We start from the raw sequence: 21,594 nt of genomic DNA on the forward strand, positions 1-21,594 counted from the left end.
GGATCTCGCGAACATCGCAGGTGAACGGGCCGCTCAGGTTTCGATGGAGGCGCGGGCGAGGGCCGCGGCGACGGTTTTGCAGGCGTGCTCGACGGTCTCGACACCGTCCCGCATTGTGGCGCCGCGTTCGGAGAGGGCGGCGATCAGGAAGGTGCGGCCCGCGGCGCGGACGATGCCGATGCTGTTGACCGTCCAGGCCCCGCCGTGCCTTTCGCGGGGGAGCCAGCCGTTCTTCACCTCGGCGCCGGTCCCCGCCGCGCTGACTCCCCATGCCTGCTCCGGCGCCACGTCCCCCATCAGGTGGCGGACGTAGCGGCGGCCTGCGGAGCTGAGCGGACTGCCCGCGGACGTGAGGGCGGTCAGCAGCCGGATCTGGTCGGCGGCGCTCGTCGTGGTCGAACCCCATGAGCCGCCGGGGCCGGGCTCGGTGTCGCGCAGGCCCAGCGTCCTGTTGGCGGAGGCGAGGCCGTGCGCGCCGCCGATGGACCGCCACAGCTCGCTGGCGGCATCGTTGTCGCTGACCTTGATCGCACGCTCGGCCAGGGCCTTCTCCATGGACGTGAGCGCGCGTCGCTCGTGCTGCGCCCGGAGGAGCAGCGCCATGACGATGTCGACCTTGACGATGCTGGCCGTCGCCGTGCGCAGGCTCTCGCCGTAGGAGTAGGAGAGGCCGGTGGACGCCTCGCGCACCGAGATCGACAGGTCGCCGGACCTGCCGTCCAGGTACCGGCGGAGTGCGCGGGTGAGTTCCTCGCGCTGGGGTCGGGTGAAAGTGGGCGTCGTCGGGTGCCGCCTCGGGGCCGGGGTCGTCGCGGTCGTCGCGGTCGTCGTAGGGACTCTGGGGGGCTCGTAGACGAACGCCGTGGAGCCGGCCACGAGTATCGCGGTCGCGGCGAGCACCGCGCAGGCGAGAAGCACGGCCCGTCTCATCGACGCCGTCCTGCGTCGGAATCCATGATCGGGAGTGTCGTGAGCCGGCTGTTACCCCTGTGTTAGCACCCGCGAGGGCGTAATAGTGGAATCACATGGCTGGCTCCGTGGTGAGAACATGAGCGCATGATGGGTTCTCGCCAGCTGGAGTACTTCAGGGCGGTGGCGCGTGAGCTGCACTTCACGCGTGCGGCGGAGACGCTGCAGATCGCGCAGCCCGCGCTGTCCCAGCAGATCCGCAAGCTGGAGCGGCAGCTCGGCATCACCCTGTTCGAGCGCAACAACCACAGGGTCGAGCTGACTCCGGCCGGGGCGGCGCTCCTGGAGCACGCCGAACGGATCCTGTCCGACATCGCGGCGGTCGAGGACGAGATGCGCGGCTGGGCGGAGGGGACGCGGGGCCGGATCCGCCTCGGCGGGGCCCGCGGCCTGACGGCCCGGCTCGCGCGCCTGCTGGCGGAGTTCTCCGAGGAGTTCCCGGCGGTCGACGTGGAACTGCGGGAGATGAACACCGAGGAGATGGTCGCGGGCCTCGGCGGAGGACGCCTCGACGCGGCGACCGTCGTCCGGATGCCGCCGCAGGAGGAAGGGCGGCGGTTGGAGTCCCTCCCGCTCGGCGAGGAGCCGCTCGTCCTGATCACGTCGGTGTCGGCGCCCCTCGCAGGCAGGTACAGGGTGCCCGTCGCCGCGCTGGACGGCATCGACCTGGTCTGCTACTCGCCGGGCTCGGTGATCCGCGAGATCGTCCTGTCCGCCTTGGCGGCCGCCGGCGCTACGGCGCGCATCCGGTTCGAGACGCGGGAGTACAGCACGGCCAGGGCCATGGCGAGCGTGGGACTGGCCGCGGCCGTCGTCCCCCGCTCGGTGGCCGAGGAACCGGGCCAGCCGGTGAGCGTCGTCCGGCTCGACCCCGAACCGCACCTGGGCGCCGTCCCTCGCCTGGCCCGCCGGACGCCGCCCGAGCCCAGCGCTGGCCGCGTTCATCGACTTCGCCGCCCGCCGTCCGGACCTCGCCTCGATCGGACCCTGACCGCTCGGCTCGCCGCGCAGGCCCAGCCGTCCGTGATGCCGGTTCCTGCGGGACGTGGGGGAGCCCTCAGCGCGGCCGACGCCGGCGGCGAATCGCGCCGCCAAGGTTGGACAGTTAATAAGCAAGAGATATGACTGCGAGCTTCACCAGGTCTTGGACATCTTGCAGCTATCGGCATGAGCATGGAGGCGTCCCACAGAACGTGGACTCTTTACTGAGGAGCAGGACATGAACCGTGGCGAGCGCGGGCGGCGCGAATACGAGGGGTTGATGGGGCGCAGGCCCGAAGAGGCGCTCGGTGAGGTGCTCCGGACGTCCCCGCAGATGTTCGAGGCCGTGGTGGAGGGGGCGTTCGGCGGGGCGCTGGCCCGGCCCGAACTGGGCCGCCGAGCGCGCGAACTCGCCTCCGTCGCCATCATCGCGGCGCTGGGAGGCGCGGAACGCCGTCTCGCCAGCCATGTGCGAGGAGCGTTGCGTCAGGGCATCGAGCCGTCCGAACTGCTGGCCCTGTGCGAGCACCTATCGGTCTACGCGGGTTTTCCTCGCGCGCTGGACGCGCTCGCCGTCGTCAACGGCGTTCTCGAAGAGCAGGGCCTTCCGAAGCCGCCGCTCATGCACCGCGTGGCGCTGGCCGACCACGAGACCATCGTCGCGCAGAAGGGCGACCACGGACCGGCTGTGATCCTTTCGCACTCTCTGGGCGTGGACTGGCGCATGTGGGAGCCCGTCATGGAACGGCTGGCGAACGGCCGGCGGGTCTTCGCCTACGACTTCCGCGGACACGGCGGCGCCGCCGGGGCGCCCCGACCGTTCACGATGGACGACCTCGCCGCGGACCTGCTCGGCGTCCTCGACGCCTTCGACGTGGACCGGGCGCACGTCGTCGGCCTGTCGATGGGCGGCGGCATCGCGCAGACCGTCGCCGTCCGCGCACCCGAACGCGTCGCCTCGCTGGCGTTGCTCGCCACCACCGACCACGCCTTCGACGCCTTCGAGGGCCGCGCCCGATCCGGCGAGGACGACGGCATGGAGGCGCAGATCGTCCCCACCCTGACGCGCTGGTTCACACCTGCCGCGCTCGCCACCGACCCCTGGGGCGTCCGGTACGCGCGGGAGCGCATCCGGCGCCTCGACTCCGCCGACTGGGCCGCGGCCTGGCGGGCTTTCAAGGGCTTGGACGTCCAGGGCAGGATCGCTGGGAAGGACTTCCCGACCCTGGTGCTCGCGGGCGAGGCGGACGCCTCGACGACCCCGGAGATCATGTCCGGCATCGCCGAGCGGATCCCGGGCTCGACCTACCGGGAGCTTCCCGGCACGCCGCACATGCAGACCCTCGAACGTCCCGACCTGGTCGCCGCGGCCCTCGACGACTTCCTCCCCGCCGATCGCCAGAGCCGGCGCCCTCCCCCGCGCGGGTGAAGGAGACGCCCCGCGCGGGGGAGGGGCGCCCGCCCTGGCGGACGGCAGGCTTCGATCATGACGGGAATGCCCGGAGTGATCGGGACGAGATGGGCGGCGGCGCGACGGTTCGGCGGCTACGGCGCCGCCGCGTCGCTGTCGCTGTATCTGGCGGTCAAGGTCGTGTGGATAGCGGCCGCGGTGCTCGGCCACGTGCCGGCGGATTTCGGCGGCGCGGACTGGATCGTGCTCAACGTGGTGACGGTCGGCATGTCCGCGACCGGGATCGTGCTGGGTCTCGTCCTGGCACGGGGCATGCGGTGGCGGATTCCAGCCGCGCCCCTGGTCTTCTTCACGTGGGTTGGCAGCGGCTTCCTGATACCCCTCATGCCGTACAGCCTGGTCAGCGCCGTCCTGGGCGGCGGTGAGGAGGACACCGGCGGCGACGCGGCACCGTCCTGGGAGCTGACCCTCATCGGCATCGGATTCACCGGCATGGCCATCGGCCTCGCCATCGCGCTGCCCATCTACATGCGGGAACGATGGCCGTCCGCCTTCGTGGGACGCCTCCCCGACCGCGGGAGAACCACCGTCCGGCGCGCCCGCACGGCCGCCGTCCTCGCCGCCGTGCCGGCCGCGTTCTGGACGCTCTGGTCTGCAGGCGCGGAACTCGGCCTCGCCCACCGCGACATGATCGACCTGAACGCCCGGCTTCTCCTGGGCGACTCGGCGCTCTGGGCGCTCCTCGGCGCCTGGAGCGTCCTGGCCGTGAGCTTCGCGCGTCCGAACGTGCCCGCCTGGCTGCCGACGGCTCTCGGGTTCACCGCATCCGGCTCACTTTTCGCCTGGGGCGGCTGGAGGCTCGCGGTCGCCCTCCTGCGCCCAGGCGGCTACACGCCCGCCGAGCATCCGGTCGCGGCAGTGGCCCTCAACGGCCTAGCCGCCGCAAGCGGCGTCCTGATGCTGAGCGCCCTTCTGACCTCCGTCCGCCCCTCCGAAGCACCGCCCCGGGTGAACGCGACGTGAGGCCGGTCAGCGAGTCCGGCCCCTTGGCTTCAGGGGTGTCGCGGGCATGGCGGGCGCGGGGATCGGGGCGCCGTCGTAGCCGCTCACGGTGCCGAAGCGGTCGCCTCCCATCCAGTCCTCCCGGGCGCGGGCTATCTCTTCTCCGGTCCGGGCGACGAAGTTCCACCACATGACGAGCTTCTCCTCGAACGGTTCGCCGCCCAGAAGCACGAACTCGCTCGCGCCGTCGCCCCTCAGGGAAAGTTCGCGGCGGCCGGATCCCAGGTAGAGCATCGACCCGGGGTCCAGGCGCATGCCGTCGACCTCCGTGACGCCGGACATCGTGAGCGCCGCGTACTCGAAGTCCGGCTCCAGTGGCAGGCGCACGTCGGCGCCGTCCGCCAAGGCGACGTCCGCCCCGACGATGGGCGTGAAGACCGTGCCGGGCGAGGCGGCCCCGTCGAGTTCCCCGACGATCACGGTGGCGCTGAATCCCGGCCCTTCGACGACGGGCAGGTCGGCGTGATGCTCGAACGCCGGGTCGCCGCCCCTGTCCGAATCGGGCAGCGCTACCCAGAGCTGGGCCCCATGCAGGACGGGCCCGTGCCCACGCGGCGATTCCTCCGAGTGGGAGATGGCCCGTCCGGACGTCATCAGCCCGAGTTCCTTCGGCCGGACGGTCTGCAGGCTGCCCAGGCTGTCGCGGTGGAGCACCTCGCCGCCGTGCAGCCAGCTCACCGTCTGCAGGCCGATGTGCGGATGCGGCGGCACCTGCATGCCGGGCTCGTCGGCGATGTCGTCCGGCCCGTAGTGGTCGACGAAGCACCAGGCCCCGACCATCCGGCGCCCCAGGCTGGGCAGCAGCCGCCGGACGACCGTGCTCTCACCGAGCGGCACCCGCCGGGGCGGCAGCAGCTCATGCACCGGCCCTCCCGGAACGTCCTCCCGCCCCCCGCACTCGACCGGCTTCGGCTTGACGTCGAGATTGCTCACCCAGACCGCCCTCCCTGCAACACCCCCATTCAACAACGCCCCCGAACCACCCCACCACCAGAGCCCCTCCCAACAACCCCCACACCCGAACGAGCTCGTCACCTCCACACCGACACGCGCCCCCACCCTGACCGCGAACCCCAGCCCCGCCCCCCCGCAGAACCCCAACCCCGCCCCACCGCTGACGTAGAGCGAGATCTCCTCCACTCCCAACAACCCCCACCCCCAACAACCCCCACACCCGAACGAGCTCGTCGCCTCCACGGCGACGCGCGGCCCCGCCCTGACCGCGAACCCCAGCCCCACCACCCCCGCGGAACCCCAACCCCGCCCCACCGCTGACGTAGAGCAAGATCCACCAAGATTGCGCCGACGCCCGACCAGCCGGTAGGGCGCAGGCCCGGTACTTGCGGGCCTCCTGACGACGCCCTACAACCAGGCGCCGAACTCGACGCGCCCGTCGAATCAGCCACGCAACCGGAAACGGTCGCGAACGCCTCCGCGACCACAAGGTCGGCAAGAGACCCGCCGCCGCTTGACGCAGACGTGCAGCCGCAGCGAGCGCCCGCAGAACAACGCGCCGAAGATTTCGAGGCCGTACAAACCGACGGGCGTGGTGGTGTGGGTCTGGGCGCTCATGGCGGTGGTCCTTCCGTGCGCTGTCTCATCGGCCTTCACAGACGCGTCGCACGGCCCGGCGACCGGGTGCTCGCGTGCTCCAAGGGGCTCGGCGTCAACGCCGTCGGCAGCGTGACCTACGAGGACACCCGCTCCCGCGAGGTCGACGTCGCCATCGAGTCCCCCGCCCTGGGCCGGGCGGTCAAGACCCGCATCCTGCTGCCGAAGAACTGGACGCGGAACGCGACGGCGACGTGGCCGGGCCCCGGACTGGTTCGAACGGCCTCGTGGCGTACTCAGGATGCGTGCAGGCCCTGCCGATTGCCGATTGTGTGGGCGCACCCGGGTGTGAGTTGGGGGCTCAGCGAGTTCGAGTGCGGCGTCGGGCTGGCCTGTCTGTCTGTCGGGTCTCGTGTCGATGGTGTGGTGGTTGACGGTCCCCGCCCGCAGGGCCCGGTGGAAGGACGTGGAGGCGCGTTTGGGTGGAGTTGCGAGAGTGGTTTCGGGGGCTCGGGTGGTTTGGGCTGTGGCCCTGTGGGGGTGTGGTCGGGCGCGTATTTGGAGGCTGGGGCCGGCGGGCGGGGGTCAGGGGGTGGTGGGGGTGGGGAAGGTGGGGGCCCAGGGTTCGTTGTCGAGGTCCAGGGTGTTGATCAGTTGGCTGATGGTGCGGTACCAGCCGGCGAGCACCAGGAGTTCGAGTAGTTGTTCCTCGTCGTAGTGCTCGGCGAGGGCGGTCCAGGTTCGGTGGGAGATGCGGGCCGAGTCGTGGAGTTCGTCGGCCGCGCTCAGCAGGAGGCGCTCCTTCGGCGACCAGGGGGCGGTGTCGTCGGACACGGTCGCGTGGAGTTGCTCCCGGCTGAGCCCCGCGGCCTCGCCGAACGTCGCGGCGTGGACGCCCCACTCGTACTCGCAGCCGGTGCGGGCGCAGGTCCGGTCGATGATGATCTCGCGGTCCCGGGCGGGCAGGCGGCCGTGGGCGAGAAGGCCGGCGCCGAGCACGCGCATGCGGGACGCCAGCTCGGGGTTCCGGTGCAGGGTGCGGAACAGCACCAGCGGGTCGTGCGCGACGTCCGGCGGCATCCATCTGGCCAGCGCGGCGGCGATCTCGGGGGTGTAGGGGGGATCCAGCGGCGGGATGCGCGGCACGGCGACCTCCGGGAGTGCTTCGATTTTAGAAGCAGTCTGGTGCTTCGAAAACAGAAACGCAAGGGAGGTGCCGGATCAGCCGTGGCCCTGCTGGAGGGTGCGGAAGCCGAGGGGCGCGTCCTGCGACTCCCAGACGATGCGCAGCGTCCAGCGGCGGCCGAAGAGGTCCAGAGCCGCCATGAGCGGGTGGCCCTCGGACGAGCGGCGTACCGGTCTTCCCGGTTTCGGCATGCCCCCTCCTGTGGCTCGGTAGCCGCAGCGGCCGGCGGCCGTCGGACCACTGTCCAGCACGCGGTGGAATCCGCCGGGTGGCCGCGGGGTTCAGATCTACGTGATGCACGGTGAGTACAAGGTCCCCGGCGGCAAGCTGGTCGTCGCCGATGTCGACGTCGTGGACGGGCTGCTGCGCGGCCCGAGGATCAGCGGCGACTTCTTCCTGGAGCCGGACGGCGCCCTCGAAACGATCAACGCGGCCCTGGACGGGCTGCCGGCCGGGCTGGACGCCCGGGCGATCGGGGCCCGCGTCCAGGCGGGCCTGCCGCGGGACACGGTGATGCTCGGCATCACCGCCGAGGCCGTGGGGATCGCGGTGCGGCGGGCCGTCGCGCGCGCGTCCGACTGGCGCGAGCACGACTGGCGGCTCATCCATGAGCCGCCGCAGGACCCCGCGCTGCACATGGCCCTCGACCAGGTGCTCGCCGAGGAGGTCGGCGCGGGACGGCGGCCGCCGACGCTGCGCGTGTGGGAGTGGGCGTCGCCGGCGGTGGTCATCGGCAGCTTCCAGTCGCTGCGCAACGAGGTCGACGCCGCGCGGGCCGAGCGCCACGGGGTGGACGTGGTCCGCCGGATCAGCGGCGGCGGCGCGATGTTCATCGAGCCGGGCAACACCATCACCTACTCGCTCTACGCGCCGGAGAGCCTGGTGGCGGGGATGTCCTTCGCCGAGAGCTACGCCTTCCTCGACGACTGGGTGCTGGGCGCGCTGGGCGAACTCGGCATCAGGGCCTGGTACCAGCCGCTGAACGACATCACCTCCGACCACGGCAAGATCGCCGGGGCCGCGCAGAAGCGGCTGGCCGCAGGTGCCGTGCTGCACCACGTGACCATGGCCTACGACATCGACGCGGACAAGATGCTGCAGGTGCTCCGCATCGGCCGGGAGAAGATCTCCGACAAGGGCATCGCCAGCGCGGTCAAGCGCGTGGACCCGCTCCGCCGCCAGACCGGCCTGCCCCGCGAAGAGATCATCGACCGCATGATCGCCCATTTCCGCGGCCGCTACGGCCTCTCCGACGACCGCGTGACCGCGGACGAACGACGCCTCGCCGACAAGTACGTGACCGACAAGTTCGCCACGCCCGCCTGGACCGCCCGGGTTCCCTGACCCCACGCCGCCTCCTCTCTCTCGCTCGTCATGGCCCACGCGTGCTGGTGGTCAGGCGGTCCGGGTGTGAGAGCAAGGCGCGGGTTCTGGAATGGGGTGTGGTGCGGGTCTGCCGGTCCGTTCTGGACGGGCTATGAGGCGCCAGGCTGCCAGGGCCGCGGTGAGGTAGGCGGCTCCGACCAGTGAGAACGCGATGGTCGCGGCGGTCGTCCAGTCGGTGGACGCGCCCAGGACGGCGCCGATGAGCGCGATGCCGATGAGCGTGCCTATCTGGCGGCCCGTGTTAAGGACGGAGCCGGCGACGTTGCCGTTTCCGGGGCCTGAGGCCTCGACCATGGCCGCCGTCATGGCAGGAGAGACGATGCCGCCCGCGATGCCGGTCGCCGCCAGGGCCGCGGCGGTCGTCCAGTAGGGGCTGGACGGGGTGATCGTGGTCAGTGCGAACGAGGCCGCGGCCGCGGCGAGGAGGGAGACGGTCAGCAGGAGCCCGGAGTTGACGCGCCCGGACAGGTGCGCGAAGGCCAGGTTGCTCAAGGGTAGGAAGACGGTCATCGGGAGGACCATCAGACCCGCCCGGAGCGGGCCGGCGCCCGTGCCGTGCTGGAAGTACAGGCCGACCAGGAAAAGCGTGCCGAAGAAGGCGGCGTTGAACAGGAAGCCCACGGCGTTGGCGCCGGTGAAGCGCGGTTTGCGGAACAGCGCCCACGGCATCACGGTGGTGCGGGCGCGGTGCTCTCGCAGGGGAAGGAGGGCGGCGACGCCCAGCACCACGGCGATCGCGGCGAGGACCGGGAGGGAGGTCCAGCCGCGGTGCGGACCCTCGATCAGCGCGAAGCTCAGGGCGCCGAGCCCGGCGGCCAGTGCGGCGTGGCCGGGGAGGGCGAGCGGGGCGGGACGGCCCGGGACGGGGGCGATGTGGCGGCGGGCCAGGGCCATGCCCGCGATCGCTAGCGGCACGTTGATCAGGAAGATGGCGCGCCAGCCGAGCGTGCTCACCAGGACGCCGCCGACCGTCGGGCCGAGCGCGATGGAGGACGACACGATCGCCGACCACAGGCCGAGCACGCGCGTGCGGCGCCGCGGGTCTGGGAACGCGTCGACCAGCAGCGCCAGCGAGCTCGGCATGAACAGCGCGGCTCCCGCGCCCTGGACGAGCCGGGCCGCGATGAGGACCTCGATCGCGGGGGCGAGCGCGGCCGCCAGCGAGGCGGCGAGGAACACCGCCATGCCCGCCAGGTAGACCCGCCGGGCCCCGAGCCGCCCGGCGAGACCGCCCGCCAGCATCAGCAGGGCCGCGAACGTCAGCACGTAGCCGTCGACGGCCCAGGTGAGGCGGCTCAGCGGGGCGTGCAGGCGCTCCTGGACGGTCGCCCCGGCGATCTGCATGACCGTGGCGTCCACGCTCGCCATCACGAAGCCCGCGGCGAGCGCGGTGATCTTCATGGCGGGGGAGCCGCCGTGTCCGGATGGCATGTTCGGTCCCTTCGTCAAGCGGACGGGCCGCGTCCGCTTCGAGGACGCTAGCGCAACCGGACGCGGGTTGTCCACTTAAATCGGACCGAAGTCGTCCGGTTGTGGCTAGAATCCGGTTCATGAGCGGTACCAGGAGCGCCGTGGACCGGCTGCTGGACGACGGCACGGGCCGCCGCCCGCGGGCCGACGCCCGGCGCAACGTGGAGCGTCTCGTCGTGGCGGCGCGCGAGGCCGCCGTCGAGATCGGCGGCGAGGTCACGGCCCATGAGATCGCGCGCCGCGCCGGGGTGGGCGTCGGCACGTTCTACCGCCGCGTCAGCACGCTGGAGACGCTGCTCGAAGCCGTCCTCGCCGAGGTGCTCGGCGAGATCGTGGCCAAGGGCGACGAGGGGCTCGCCGCTCCCGACCCCTGGGAGGGCTTCTGCGACTTCGCGGCGTCCTACACCCGGCTTCGCAACGAACTGTGCGACATCAACTACGCGCTGGGCGGTGGCATCGACCACGCGCGCGCGGAACTGCGCGAGCGCATCCGCCTTCTCGTGGAGCGGGCCCAGGGCGCCGGTGCCATGCGCGTGGACATCACGTGGCAGGACGTCGCGTTCCTGTTGGTGTCGGTCTCCACAGGCGACCACACGGTGGGCCTTCAGGCGAGTGACCAGCAGTGGGACCGCAATCTGCGCATCGTCCTGGACGGCCTGCGCACGCCCGAGCCCGCGCCGCTGCCAGGTGCGCCGCCCACAGACTCGTCCGGGTGAGGACGCGCGAGCGAAACGGAACTCCCTGCGTTCCCCGTGCGTCCTCCCCTCATGGCATGTCGCGGGGCCGGGCGGCTGCCCGTAGGTTGGTGACAGTCGGTCGATGACGAGGAGCGTTCATGTCGATGCAGAAGGGCGCCAACACGGCGGTTCCGGTTCCTTCGGTGCGGGTCGAGCTCGGCTGGCAGGGCGGCCCCGGGGTACCCGACGCGGACGCCTCGGCGCTCCTGGTGGCGGAGACCGGCCGGGTCCGGTCGGACGACGACTTCGTCTTCTACAACCAGCCGGTGCACGGTTCGGGCGCGGTCAGGCACGAGGGCAAGCAGCAGGGGCCGACCGTCCTCGACGTCCTGGCGGTCGACCTGAACCGGGTCGAGCCCGCCATCGACAAGATCGTCATCGCGGCGTCCTCGGACGGTGGGAAGTTCTCCCAGTTCCGGGGGCTCTACGTGCGCGTGGTGGACGCCGCGGCCGGGACGGAGGTCGCCCGGTTCGAGAGCCAGGGCGCCACCACCGAGACGGCGTACGTGCTCGGCGAGCTCTACCGCAGGCAGGGCGCGTGGAAGTTCCGCGCGATCGGCCAGGGCTACGACTCCGGGCTCGCCGGGCTGGCCACCGACTTCGGTATCAGCGTCGACGACCCGGGCCAGGCGGCGCCGCCCGCGCCCCCGCAGCCTCAGGCCACGCCGCCCGCGCCTCCGCAGCCGCAGACCCCGCCCCCGCCTCCCGCGCCGCAGGAGCAGTACGCGCCTCCCGGCGGCCAGTACACGCCTCCGCCGCCGCCCCCTGGAGGGCAGTACGCGCCCCCGCCGCCGCCTCCCGGCGGGCAGTACGCGCCTCCTCCCGGGCAGTATCCGCCCCCGCCCGGGCAGTACACGCCTCCGCCGCCTCCTGGCCAGTACCAGCCTCCGGCGGACCAGTACGCCCCTCCGGCCGGCCAGTACCCGCCGCCTCCTGGCGGGCAGTACGCGCCCCCGCCTCCGGCCGGGGCCACCCCGCCGCAGCAGCAGGGCGGCAAGATCTCCCTGACGAAGAACGCGCCGTCGGTGTCGCTCACCAAGCACGGAGCGACCGGCGGCCACATGCGCGTCAACCTCAACTGGACGGCGCGCGAGGGCGCCGCCAAGGGGCTCCTCGGCAAGCGCCGCCGCGGCGTCGACCTCGACCTAGACCTGTGCTGCCTGTGGGAGCTCAAGGACGGCCGGAAGGGCATCATCCACGCTCTCGGCGACATGGGCGCGTTGGACCGTCCGCCCTTCATCAAGCTCGACAAGGACGACCGCACGGGCGCGATCGAGTCGGGGGAGAACCTCCACATCAACCTCGACCACACGGCGGACTTCAAGCGGATCCTGGTGTTCGCCGAGATCTATGACGGCGCGGACGACTTCCGGGGCATGAACGCGGTCGCCACGCTGTACCCGGTGGGCGCGCCGCCGATCGAGATGCACATGAACGACTGCATGGACGCCTCCCGTGACGCGGTCCTGGCGCTCATCGAGAACGTGAACGGGGAACTGGTCGTCCGCCGTGAGGGCCGGTACGTCATGCCGCCGCCCGGCCGTCCTCGCTGGGGCAAGATGACGGTCGACCAGGCGTACGGCTGGAATCTGGAGTGGGTCGCCTCGCGCGGTAAGGACTGAGCACCGGGCGACGCTCGGAGTGCCTGAACGGGCCCGGAACGTTGGCTGATCCTGCCGATTGTCCCGGGCCCGTGGCCGACGGTAGGAACGGTCACATGAGCACCCAGCCGCAGTACCCCGTCGTGCCGGCGCCCCGTTTCGACGTCCCGCCAGAGCAGTCGGTGGAGCGCGTCCAGTCGTTCGCCGACACGATGACGCTGCGCCGCACCGTTCGGGACTTCTCGGATCGTCCGGTGCCGCGCGAGGTCATCGAGCACGCGATCCGGGCCGCGGCGACGGCGCCCAGCGGCGCGAACCTTCAGCCGTGGCGTTTCGTGGTGGTGACCGACCCGGAGCGCAAGAGACTGCTCAGGGACGCGGCCGAGCGGGAGGAGCGGGAGTTCTACGAACGGCGCGCCTCGCAGGAGTGGCTGGATGCGCTGGCTCCGCTGGGCACTGACTGGCGCAAACCCTTTCTTGAGGACGCCCCGGCGGTCATCATCGTCTTCGAGGTGCACAAGGGCCCTGAGACTCCGCGTCCGTACTACGTGAAGGAGTCGGTGGGTATCGCGGTGGGGTTTCTGTTGGCAGCTCTCCACCAGGCGGGCTTGGCGACCCTTACGCACACCCCGAGCCCGATGCGCTTCTTGAACGAGGTGTGCGAGCGTCCGCAGGAGGAACGCGCCTACGTCGTGATTCCCGTCGGCTACCCAGCGGACGACGCGATGGTGCCCGACATCACCCGCAAGAAGGTGGACGAGGTCGTCGTCTGGACGTGACGTGTGCGCGCCGCGCTCACGCGGCTTTCAGATGGTCGGCGAACTTCTTGTCCCGGGCGACTCTGACGAGCGCCGCGGTGAGCCGTGCCAGGTCCTTCTCCGGGACCTGCGAAGCGAGGTTCTCGGCGTCGCTGGGCAGGCCGAGCCGCTCGGCTCCCTTCTTCACCTGGTCGTCGACGTAGGGGCGGAGCCATGGCCAGATGACCTGCGCCTCGCGGCAGAAGATGTCCACTCCGGTGGGGCCGATGCCGGGGAACTCCCGCAGCAGCTTCGCCGCCTTCTGGGGGTCGCGTCCGGCTTCGATGGCGAGCCGCCTCAGGTCGCCCTTGTACCTGTCCTCGACGAGTTCCGCCACATCGCCCAGGCGGGACGCGGTGCTCTCGTCGTAGCGGACGTAGTGGCCCCGGCCGAGCGCGTCGACGCGTTCCTGCCAGGTGAGCCTGGCCATGCCGCGCGCCGTGCCGCCCCCTGCCTCGAACAGTTCGCGGGCGGCGGCGAGGGCGATGTCCGAGGAGATGCGGGCGCTCAGCAGGTTGGCCAGGACGAGCAGTTTGAACAGTGCGCCGGGCTGGTCTTTGAGGGTTATGCCGGCCTCCTCGGCGAACGTCCCGCCGGACTCCCGCAGCAGCTTCTTGACGACGGCATCCATGGCATTCACCTCCCGTGTCTGCCGCTCTACCCGAGCCATCGGGGATGACTCATGCACGCGCGCGGGGCAGGCTCACAGGGGGTTCACAGCAGGCTGAGCTGTCCTTCACCGGCGAGCGGGTCGCGGTGCTTCTTCATGTGCCGCCAGCGTGGAAGGTCGTCAAGGTACGACCACGACAGCCTGTGGTGCGGGGTGGGCCCCTGCTCCTCCAATGCCTTCTGATGGACGGGCGAGGGGTATCCGGCACTGTCGGCGAACCCGTAGCCGGGGAAATCGTCGCCCAGATCTGCCATGAGGCGGTCCCGATGCACCTTCGCCAAGACGGACGCGGCAGCGACGGTGACGGACCTCTGGTCCGCCTTGACCTCGCACCGCACGCGCCAGGGACGGCTGAGGAAATCGTGCTTGCCGTCGAGGATGACCACATCTGGCTGGACGGGCAGCGCCTCCAACGCGCGGACGGCGGCGCGCCTGAGCGCCGCGGTCATGCCCAGCTCGTCGATCTCTTCGGGGCTGGACGCGCCGATGGCGTGCCCGGCCAGCCAGCCGGGAAGGATTTCTGCGAACGCGTCTCGATGCGCATGCGTGAGGAGCTTGGAGTCGGTCAGCGCGATCGTCTTCTTGCCGCGACCGGGCAGGACCGGCGGCGGGCTCAGGTCCGTCACGGCCGCACACACCACGACGGGGCCGGCCCATGCGCCGCGCCCGACCTCGTCCACTCCCGCGATCACGACCGGGTGGCCGCTCCCGGACGGCGCGGCCCGCAGCTCCTCCTCGATCTCGTAGCCCGCGGCACGCGCCACCTTCGGGGCGGCGGGAGAGGGCACCAGCCCGGGGAAGGCACCGGTGGAGTCGGTCAAGGGGTCTCCTTAGAGCGCGAACGGCCTGCGCGACCGATCGTAGGGGCGCGTCGTGCCGCGCGCTCGGAGGCGGCGGTTCCCAGCTGAGCCGAACATCCACTTCTGGACAGGACAAATGTCCAGGTCTTCGGTGGGGCCTGGGCTCTGCTTCGCACCAGGCAGGCTCGATGTAAGTCAACGAACAGGGCGCGGGTAGTCCCGTTCCGGGCGGTCCTGCGCTTTACTCGCTCTTGATGGCTTTGTTCGGCAGGTCTCGCTCCCGCCCGGCGAAGAACGCCGCGGCGCGGGATCTTTTCGAGCGCCTGAGATGGCGCTACTTCCAGGTCACCCCCGGGCTGAGGTTCTTGGGGGCGGTCCTGCTCGTCGCGCTCGTGCTGGTGGCGACGGTTCTTCTGGACGGGCCGATCCTCGGCGCGGCCCCGTTCACGGTGATTCTGCTGGTGGTCGTCCACCTGACGTTGCGCTCGCCCACAGGCATGGCCGTCGTCGCGGTCATCCTGGCCTGGCTGGGCCTATCGGTGCCTCTGGGCGGGCTCTACCCGGACGAAGGAAACCCGCCCTATCTGAACCCGTCACTGCTTCTCGCACTGCTCGCCCTGCCCGTCGCATTCGTTGCCTTCCGCCTGCGGGGTTATGCGCCGTGGCGTACGACGCTCCTGGGATTGGCTGCCGCGGGCGTAGCGACGGCGGCGTGCTCCCATCCGCTGCCGGAGGCCAGTGTTATGCCGGGCTGGCTGGCGGCACTGGCCGTTCTCGCCTACCGCTGGGATCGGGCAAGGCGAGCCGTTCCTGCGGAGGCTTATGAAACGGGTTGGGTGCAGGAACAGGCGAGCCCGAAGGGGGACGCCATGGCAGGGACGCGTAAGAACTCGTCTGGCCCGGAAAAGCGTGAACGGACGGACAAGCCGAGCCGGCCAGACCGGCGCGGTTCTGGAGAGGACGGAGCCGTCGGCACTGCCGCGCAGGCGGCCCACGACCAGCGCGCCGCGGCGCAGGCCGCCGATCCCGGAGCCGCCCCGGAGCGCCAGGCGCCGCCCGAGCGCCGCACCGAGTCACCGGACATCTCCGTGGCGGACGCGCTCGCGGAGCTGGAGCACATGATCGGGCTGGAGCCGGTCAAGCGGCAGGTCCGCTCCATCGCCGCGTCCATCGAGGCCGCGCACATGCGCGCCGCCGCCGGGGTGCCCACCGAGAAGCCCATGCGGCATTTCGTGTTCGTCGGGCCGTCCGGCACGGGCAAGACCACCGTCGCCCGCGTGCTGGCCAAGATTTTCTACGCGTTCGGGCTGCTGCCCGAACCGGCCCTGGTCGAGGCCCACCGCGCGGATCTCGTCGGTGAGTTCCTGGGGGCGACGGCCATCAAGACCAACCGGCTCGTCGACTCGGCCTTGGGCGGTGTCCTTTTCATCGACGAGGCGTACAGCCTGGTCAACTCGGCGGAGGGGCAACCCGACCGGTTCGGCGACGAGGCCGTCCAGACGTTGCTCAAGCGGGCCGAGGACGACCGTGACAACCTCGTCATCATCCTGGCCGGGTACGAGACCCAGATGGCGGAGTTCCTCGACTCCAACCCTGGGCTCGCCTCCCGGTTCGGCACGCGCGTGCTCTTCCCGTCCTACCGCCCCTCTGAGCTGTTGCAGATCGCCGACTACCACACCGCCCTGCGCGATGACCGGCTCGACGTGGAGGCCCGCCAACGGCTCGCCGCGCGCTTCGAAGAGGTCGAGCGGCGCGGCATCGTCGACGACCTCGGCAACGGCCGGTTCGTCAGGTCGCTGGCCGAGGCTGCGGCTCGCGCGCGGGACGTGCGCGTGGTCGAAGCCGTCTCGTCGTCGGGCGCACCGGCCAGGCCCACCGCCGAAGACCTGGTCACCGTGCGCGCCGAGGACGTGGAGACCGCCTTCGCCGAGGTCACCGAGCGGTTCCGCGGCTACGCCGAGACCCCGACCCTGGACGAGGCGCTCGGCTCCCTCGACGCGATGATCGGGCTGGAGCCGGTGAAGCGGCAGGTCCGCGAGATCGCCGCCCAGTTGCAGGTGGCCCGGATGCGGCAGGAGCAGGGCCTGGTCACCCGCACTCCGACCCGCCATTTCGTGTTCACGGGACCGCCGGGCACCGGCAAGACCACCGTCGCGCGGGTCCTCGGCAGCATCTTCGCCGCGTTCGGGCTGCTCGCGCGCCCGGAGGTGGTCGAGGCCCAGCGCGCCGACCTCGTCGGCGAGCACCTGGGCGCGACGGCGTTGAAGACGAACAAGATCGTGGACTCCGCGCTCGGGGGCGTCCTGTTCGTCGACGAGGCGTACGCGCTGAGCAACTCCGGCTACTCGGGCGGTGACGCGTTCGGGGCGGAGGCGGTGCAGACGCTGCTCAAGCGGGCCGAGGACGACCGCGACCGCCTCGTCGTCATTCTCGCCGGATACGACGCCGACATGACCCGGTTCCTGGCCTCCAACCCTGGGCTCGCCTCCCGGTTCGACGTGCGCGTGGACTTCCCGTCCTACGGCCCGGACGAACTGCTCCGCATCGCCCAGCTCATGGCCGAGCAAGGCGGCGACCAGTGGGAGGAGCGCGCCCTGGACGACCTGGCCCTCGTGTTCCAGCGCGCATGCGGAACGGGCCGGATCGACGAGTTGGGCAACGGTCGCTTCGCCCGCTCCATGTACGAGAAGGCGAGCGCGTGCCGGGCGCTTCGAGCGGCCCGGCTCGGGTCCGCGGCGACCGCCGCCGACCTGACGCTCCTCACCACCGACGACGTCCGGGACGCCTTCGCCGAACTGTCCCACCGTCTCGCCTGACGGGGCGACCGCGGTCCGGAGTGTCGGTGAGCTGCGATGTAATCGGGCCATGGCCTCGGTGACGTGGAAGCAGGTCCTCGCCTGGCGGATGCGGCGGCAGTTCGTCGAGCAGGCGGGGGACGTGTCCGCCCTGGAAATCGCGCGGAGACTGGCGGGCGTGCAGGCGCAGGTGGCGTCCGCCGCCGAGTTCGCCATCGCGGTACGCCGGCGGGCGCCCGTCTCCGGCGAGGTGACACGGGCCCTGCTGGACGAACGGACGCTCGTCAAGACCTGGGCCGCGCGCGGCACCCTGCATCTCCTGCCCGCCGACGAGGCCGCCGCCCACCTCATGCTGTGCTCGTCCATCCGCAACTGGGAGAAGGGGGCCTGGCAGAGGACCTTCGGTGCCACACCCGCCGACCTCGAAGCGATCGCCGCCGCCGCCGACGGAGCGCTGTCGGACGGAGCGGCGCTCACCCGCGAGGAGCTCACCCGGGCCGTCGTGGACGAGACGGGCTCGCGGCATCTGGCCGAGGTGCTCGGGTCCGGTTGGGGCACGCTGCTCAAGCCGCTGGCCTGGTGGGGAGTGCTCTGCTACGGGCCGCCACAGGGCACCAAAGTCACTTTCACGTCACCGGCGCGATGGCTCCCGGGCTGGACGGGCCTTCCCTCCATGGAGGACGCCGCCCGCACCGTGATCCGCGCTTATCTGGGCGCCCATGGGCCCGCTACCCCTGACATGTTCGACAACTGGCTGATGCGTAAGCAGAGCAGGAAGAAGGACGTCCGGGCCTGGTTCGCGGCCGTCGAGGAAGGGTTGGCCACCGTTGAGGTCGAAGGTGTCCCCATGTACGTCCTGGAAGAGCACAGGGACGAACTCCTCGATACCGCGCCCACCACGTCCGTCCGGCTGCTCGGTGGGTTCGACCAGTACATCCTTGGTGCCGGGACGGGCTCGACCTACCTGGTGCCCGCCGAGCACAAGGCTCAGGTGAGCCGGGCAGCGGGATGGATTTCTCCAGTTGTCCTGTATGAAGGGCGGGTCGCAGGTGTCTGGGAAGCCGCAGACGACGACGTGACCGTGACTCCGTTCGTGGACATCCCCGCCGCGCCCCTCAAAGAGGAACTGGACCGTCTGGCCCCGTTGCTTGGCTGACTCACATCCCGCCAAGAGCGAGACGACCGAACCCCACTGATATCCAGTTCGGATCGGTCGTCTAGGGTGCCCAGCGTGGACGAGCGGGATGAGCCGACCGAGTATCGGCAGACGCCGTACAAGGCGCCGGACGGCGCCACCGAAGTCCTTCTCATCAGGCACGGCGCTTCCGCACCGGCACGCCCCGACCGGCCTTTCCCACTGGTGGACGGCCACGGCGACCCCGAACTCGCGCCCGAAGGACGGGATCAGGCCGAGCGGGTCGGCGAGCGGCTCGCGGACGAGCCCTTGGACGCCATCTACGTGACGCCTCTGCGCCGTACGTCGCAAACTGCGGCGCCGCTGGCCCGCCGCCTCGGCCTGGAGCCACGGGTCGAGCCGGGCCTGCGCGAAGTTCACCTCGGCGAGTGGGAGGGCGGCCTCTTCCGCAAGATGGTCGCCGAGAACGACCCGGTGGCGCAGCGGATGTTCGCCGAGGAACGTTGGGACGTCATCCCAGGGGCGGAGAAGAACGAGGCTTTCGCCGCGCGCGTCGAGGAGGGGCTCGTCCGGCTTGCGGCGGCCCATGCGGGTGGCCGGATCGCCGTGTTCACCCACGGCGGGGTGATCGCCCAGGCCCTCGCGGCCGCCACGGGCTCCAGGCCGTTCGCGTTCCTCGGCGCGGACAACGGCTCGATCTCACGGCTGGTGAGGCTCGGTGGCCTGTCGTCGCTCCGTGGCTTCAACGATGTCTCCCACCTGGGCTGGTCCGTTCCCGCGCCGCTGACCTGAACGCCGGGCTACACCCGGAAGCGGAGCTTCTGCCCGGGGCGCAACTGGGCGGCCTCGGCCACGGCGGCCGAGGCGAGCACGGCGACCACCGGATAGCCGCCGGTGGTCGGATGGTCGGCCAGGAAGATGATGGGCAGCCCGCTGGGCGGCACCTGGAGAGAACCGATGACCATGCCCTCGCTGCCGAGTTCGCCGTCGCGCGCACGCACGAGGGGCGGACCGTTCAGTCGCACGCCCACGCGATTGCTGTCCGGCGTCACCTCGTAGGGCGTGGACGTGAGCGTGGCCAGCGCGTCGTGGGCGAACCAGTCGTCGCGCGGTCCGGGCAGGATTTGCAGGATCGGGGTCTCCGGCATGGCCGCCACAGGCACCACGTCCACATTGATGTGCCGGAGCCCCGCGGCAGAGCCGATCGGCAGACGGTCGCCAGGCGCGAGCGGCGCCGGCCCGAGGCCGGACAGCAGGTCGGTCGACCGGCTGCCCAGCACTTCGTCAACGGCGATACCGCCTCGCACGGCGACGTAGCTGCGAAGCCCGGACGCGGGCGTGTCCAGTTCGACGACGGCACCGGACGACACGGAGCAGGGCGCGTTCATCCCGTGAGGGCGACCGTCGATGCGCAGCGTCACCGGAGCGCCGGTCACCGAGATCCAGGCGCGCACGTGGAAGCGCAGGGCCGCCCCACCGAAGGTGACCTCCACGCCCGCCGCGCCTTCCGGATTGCCCACGAGGCGGTTGGCCAGCCGGAACGCCCGCTGGTCTGCGGCACCGGACCGGGGGACGCCGAGATGCGCGCGACCGGGCCTGCCGAGATCCTGGACGGTCGCCAGCGGCCCGGGCCGCACGACCTCGATCAAGAACGCTCCTCGGGGACGAACCGGACCCGCGTCCCCGGCCGGAGCAGGGACGGCGGATCGCGCGACACGTCCCACAGCGGCAGGCGGCTGCGGCCGAGGAGCCGCCAGCCGCCCGGCGACCGGGACGGGTACACGGCCGCGTACGGGCCCGCCACCGCCACCGAACCGGCAGGGACGGCCTTCCTCGGTGATGCGCGCCTTGCCACGTGCAGTGCCGGGTCCAGCCCGGACAGGTAGCCGAAGCCGGGGGAGAAACCGAGGTAGGCGACCGTGTACGAGCCCGCGGAGTGCCGCCGGACGACCTCCGCGCGCGTCAGCCCGGTCAGGGAGGCGACCTCGTCGAGATCCTCGCCGTCGTAGACGACCGGTATCTCCAACGGCTCGGCGTCGCTCACCGTGTCGTCGGCCAGGGGCAGACGTGGGAGGAGCGCGGCCAGGCGGTTCAGGTCGGCGGAGTGGTCCGCCACCACCAGGACGGTCCGCTCCCCAGGGACGACGTCCACGACACCGGGTAGCGGGACGTTCCTGAGGGCGGCGTTCATCCGGTGGGCGGTCGCCAGATCCCCGGTCTCCACGAGCAAGGCGGTGTCACCGACCCGCCGCACCTTCACGCGAACGGTTCCAGGGTGACGCCCGCTTCGGACAGCGCGGACCGGACGGACCTGGCGAGTACCACCGCGCCCGGGGTATCGCCATGCACGCAGATGGAACGGGCCTTCAACGCGACCTCGGTGCCGTCTACGGCGACGACGGTGCCGTCCACCGCCATCCGCACCGCGCGCTGCACGACCGTATCGGGGTCGTGGACGACCGCCCCCTGCTCGCGGCGGGACACGAGCGCGCCGGACGGCGTGTAGGCGCGGTCGGCGAAGCACTCGGCGACGACGGTGAGCCCGTCAGCGACGTCGTGCACTGCGGAGGCCGGAAGCGTGAGCAGGGGGAGCGACGGGTCGTACGCCCGCACCGCGTCGGCCACGGCACGCGCCTGGACGGGGTCACGCGCGACCCTGTTGTACAGGGCGCCGTGCGGCTTCACGTACGCCACGCGTCCGCCTTCCGCGCGCGCGATGCCGTCCAGCGCCGCGAGCTGGTACAGGATCTCCGCGGTCAGCTCCGGGGCGGCCACGTCCATCTCCCGCCGGCCGAAACCGGCGAGGTCCCAGTAGGAGACCTGCGCGCCGATCGTCACGCCGCGTTCGACGGCCGCCGAGCACACCCTCCGCATGATGAGCGGATCGCCCGCGTGGAACCCGCACGCCACGTTCGCGCTCGTGATGACGTCGAGCAGCGCCGAGTCGTCGCCCAGCTTCCAGACCCCGAACCCCTCGCCGAGGTCGGCGTTGATGTCGATGACCGTCATGGCCCGACCCGTCATGCCCCCACCACCGTTCCCG

21 protein-coding genes are annotated in these 21,594 nt (G+C 71.5%); 10 read left to right on the forward strand and 11 right to left on the reverse strand.

From position 1 onward, the window contains the following. Nucleotides 1-33 precede the first annotated feature (33 nt). Nucleotides 34-930 carry a serine hydrolase gene (locus tag BJY14_RS32700; RefSeq protein WP_179847133.1) on the reverse strand — a complete coding sequence of 299 codons (897 nt, stop codon included), beginning with the start codon at nucleotides 928-930 and terminating at the stop codon, nucleotides 34-36. A 126-nt stretch (nucleotides 931-1,056) separates the two neighbouring features. On the opposite strand from BJY14_RS32700, the gene BJY14_RS32705 reads away from it, so the two are divergent. From BJY14_RS32705 to BJY14_RS32715, 3 genes are all read left to right on the forward strand, one after another. After that, the gene (locus tag BJY14_RS32705; RefSeq protein WP_179847134.1) at nucleotides 1,057-2,094 is read left to right on the forward strand and encodes a LysR family transcriptional regulator; all 1,038 of its coding nucleotides are present in this window, start codon (nucleotides 1,057-1,059) and stop codon (nucleotides 2,092-2,094) included. 94 nt (nucleotides 2,095-2,188) lie between these two features. Then, nucleotides 2,189-3,379: an alpha/beta hydrolase gene (locus BJY14_RS32710; protein WP_179847135.1), complete on the forward strand. Its 1,191-nt coding sequence runs from the start codon at nucleotides 2,189-2,191 to the stop codon at nucleotides 3,377-3,379. A 57-nt stretch (nucleotides 3,380-3,436) separates the two neighbouring features. Beyond that, nucleotides 3,437-4,384 (forward strand): hypothetical protein, encoded by a 948-nt coding sequence (locus BJY14_RS32715; protein ID WP_179847136.1) that lies wholly within the window; start codon nucleotides 3,437-3,439, stop codon nucleotides 4,382-4,384. A 6-nt stretch (nucleotides 4,385-4,390) separates the two neighbouring features. On the opposite strand, the gene BJY14_RS32720 is transcribed toward BJY14_RS32715, so the two are convergent. From BJY14_RS32720 to BJY14_RS45845, 4 genes are all read right to left on the reverse strand, one after another. Beyond that, the gene (locus tag BJY14_RS32720) at nucleotides 4,391-5,356 is read right to left on the reverse strand and encodes a pirin family protein (RefSeq protein ID WP_179847137.1); all 966 of its coding nucleotides are present in this window, start codon (nucleotides 5,354-5,356) and stop codon (nucleotides 4,391-4,393) included. Nucleotides 5,357-5,821: 465 nt separating this feature from the next. Further along, nucleotides 5,822-5,995, reverse strand: a complete 174-nt coding sequence (locus tag BJY14_RS32725) for a hypothetical protein (RefSeq protein WP_179847138.1) — start codon at nucleotides 5,993-5,995, stop codon at nucleotides 5,822-5,824. Nucleotides 5,996-6,559: 564 nt separating this feature from the next. Beyond that, nucleotides 6,560-7,120 carry a carboxymuconolactone decarboxylase family protein gene (locus tag BJY14_RS32730; RefSeq protein WP_179847139.1) on the reverse strand — a complete coding sequence of 187 codons (561 nt, stop codon included), beginning with the start codon at nucleotides 7,118-7,120 and terminating at the stop codon, nucleotides 6,560-6,562. 75 nt (nucleotides 7,121-7,195) lie between these two features. Further along, complete coding sequence (locus BJY14_RS45845; protein WP_246396194.1) at nucleotides 7,196-7,351, reverse strand: hypothetical protein; 156 nt, start codon at nucleotides 7,349-7,351, stop codon at nucleotides 7,196-7,198. Nucleotides 7,352-7,454: 103 nt separating this feature from the next. Here BJY14_RS45845 and lplAB point away from each other — a divergent pair, with 103 nt between their 5' ends. Further along, the gene (lplAB, locus tag BJY14_RS32740) at nucleotides 7,455-8,504 is read left to right on the forward strand and encodes a lipoate-protein ligase LplAB (protein WP_179847140.1); all 1,050 of its coding nucleotides are present in this window, start codon (nucleotides 7,455-7,457) and stop codon (nucleotides 8,502-8,504) included. Between the two features lie 51 nt (nucleotides 8,505-8,555). Here lplAB and BJY14_RS32745 read toward each other — a convergent pair whose 3' ends face one another. Continuing rightward, a complete protein-coding gene (locus BJY14_RS32745) occupies nucleotides 8,556-9,977 on the reverse strand; it encodes an MFS transporter (RefSeq protein ID WP_179847141.1) in 1,422 nt (473 codons plus the stop codon). A 119-nt stretch (nucleotides 9,978-10,096) separates the two neighbouring features. Between BJY14_RS32745 and BJY14_RS32750 the strand changes: the two genes are divergently transcribed. From BJY14_RS32750 to BJY14_RS32760, 3 genes are all read left to right on the forward strand, one after another. Continuing rightward, nucleotides 10,097-10,732, forward strand: coding sequence for a TetR/AcrR family transcriptional regulator (locus BJY14_RS32750; RefSeq protein ID WP_179847142.1), 636 nt, complete (start codon nucleotides 10,097-10,099; stop codon nucleotides 10,730-10,732). A 119-nt stretch (nucleotides 10,733-10,851) separates the two neighbouring features. Further along, nucleotides 10,852-12,375, forward strand: a complete 1,524-nt coding sequence (locus BJY14_RS32755) for a TerD family protein (RefSeq protein ID WP_179847143.1) — start codon at nucleotides 10,852-10,854, stop codon at nucleotides 12,373-12,375. Nucleotides 12,376-12,470: 95 nt separating this feature from the next. Further along, nucleotides 12,471-13,133, forward strand: a complete 663-nt coding sequence (locus tag BJY14_RS32760) for a nitroreductase family protein (RefSeq protein WP_179847144.1) — start codon at nucleotides 12,471-12,473, stop codon at nucleotides 13,131-13,133. 16 nt (nucleotides 13,134-13,149) lie between these two features. Here the strand turns inward: BJY14_RS32760 and BJY14_RS32765 are convergent, their stop codons facing one another. Together BJY14_RS32765 and rnhB are read right to left on the reverse strand one after the other, a co-directional pair. Continuing rightward, a complete protein-coding gene (locus BJY14_RS32765; RefSeq protein WP_179847145.1) occupies nucleotides 13,150-13,782 on the reverse strand; it encodes an HhH-GDP family DNA glycosylase in 633 nt (210 codons plus the stop codon). An 83-nt stretch (nucleotides 13,783-13,865) separates the two neighbouring features. Then, nucleotides 13,866-14,585, reverse strand: a complete 720-nt coding sequence (gene rnhB, locus BJY14_RS32770; protein WP_179849781.1) for a ribonuclease HII — start codon at nucleotides 14,583-14,585, stop codon at nucleotides 13,866-13,868. A 290-nt stretch (nucleotides 14,586-14,875) separates the two neighbouring features. On the opposite strand from rnhB, the gene BJY14_RS32775 reads away from it, so the two are divergent. The 3 genes from BJY14_RS32775 (at nucleotide 14,876) to BJY14_RS32785 (ending at nucleotide 19,343) form a co-directional block, all read left to right on the forward strand. After that, complete coding sequence (locus tag BJY14_RS32775; protein ID WP_179847146.1) at nucleotides 14,876-17,437, forward strand: AAA family ATPase; 2,562 nt, start codon at nucleotides 14,876-14,878, stop codon at nucleotides 17,435-17,437. Between the two features lie 49 nt (nucleotides 17,438-17,486). Then, nucleotides 17,487-18,572, forward strand: a complete 1,086-nt coding sequence (locus tag BJY14_RS32780; RefSeq protein ID WP_179847147.1) for a winged helix DNA-binding domain-containing protein — start codon at nucleotides 17,487-17,489, stop codon at nucleotides 18,570-18,572. A 66-nt stretch (nucleotides 18,573-18,638) separates the two neighbouring features. Next, the gene (locus BJY14_RS32785; protein WP_312879502.1) at nucleotides 18,639-19,343 is read left to right on the forward strand and encodes a histidine phosphatase family protein; all 705 of its coding nucleotides are present in this window, start codon (nucleotides 18,639-18,641) and stop codon (nucleotides 19,341-19,343) included. Nucleotides 19,344-19,351: 8 nt separating this feature from the next. Here the strand turns inward: BJY14_RS32785 and BJY14_RS32790 are convergent, their stop codons facing one another. From BJY14_RS32790 to BJY14_RS32800, 3 genes are read right to left on the reverse strand one after another with little or no spacing between them, the layout of a single operon-like run. Next, nucleotides 19,352-20,200, reverse strand: coding sequence for a 5-oxoprolinase subunit C family protein (locus BJY14_RS32790; RefSeq protein ID WP_179847148.1), 849 nt, complete (start codon nucleotides 20,198-20,200; stop codon nucleotides 19,352-19,354). Next, nucleotides 20,197-20,811 carry a 5-oxoprolinase subunit PxpB gene (pxpB, locus tag BJY14_RS32795; protein WP_179847149.1) on the reverse strand — a complete coding sequence of 205 codons (615 nt, stop codon included), beginning with the start codon at nucleotides 20,809-20,811 and terminating at the stop codon, nucleotides 20,197-20,199. The genes BJY14_RS32790 and pxpB overlap by 4 nt, the downstream gene beginning before the upstream one ends. Beyond that, nucleotides 20,808-21,560, reverse strand: a complete 753-nt coding sequence (locus BJY14_RS32800) for a LamB/YcsF family protein (protein ID WP_179849783.1) — start codon at nucleotides 21,558-21,560, stop codon at nucleotides 20,808-20,810. The genes pxpB and BJY14_RS32800 overlap by 4 nt, the downstream gene beginning before the upstream one ends. Nucleotides 21,561-21,594 lie beyond the last annotated feature (34 nt).

Origin of the sequence: Actinomadura luteofluorescens (genome assembly GCF_013409365.1) — a bacterium.
GTDB classification, from domain to species: domain Bacteria; phylum Actinomycetota; class Actinomycetes; order Streptosporangiales; family Streptosporangiaceae; genus Spirillospora; species Spirillospora luteofluorescens.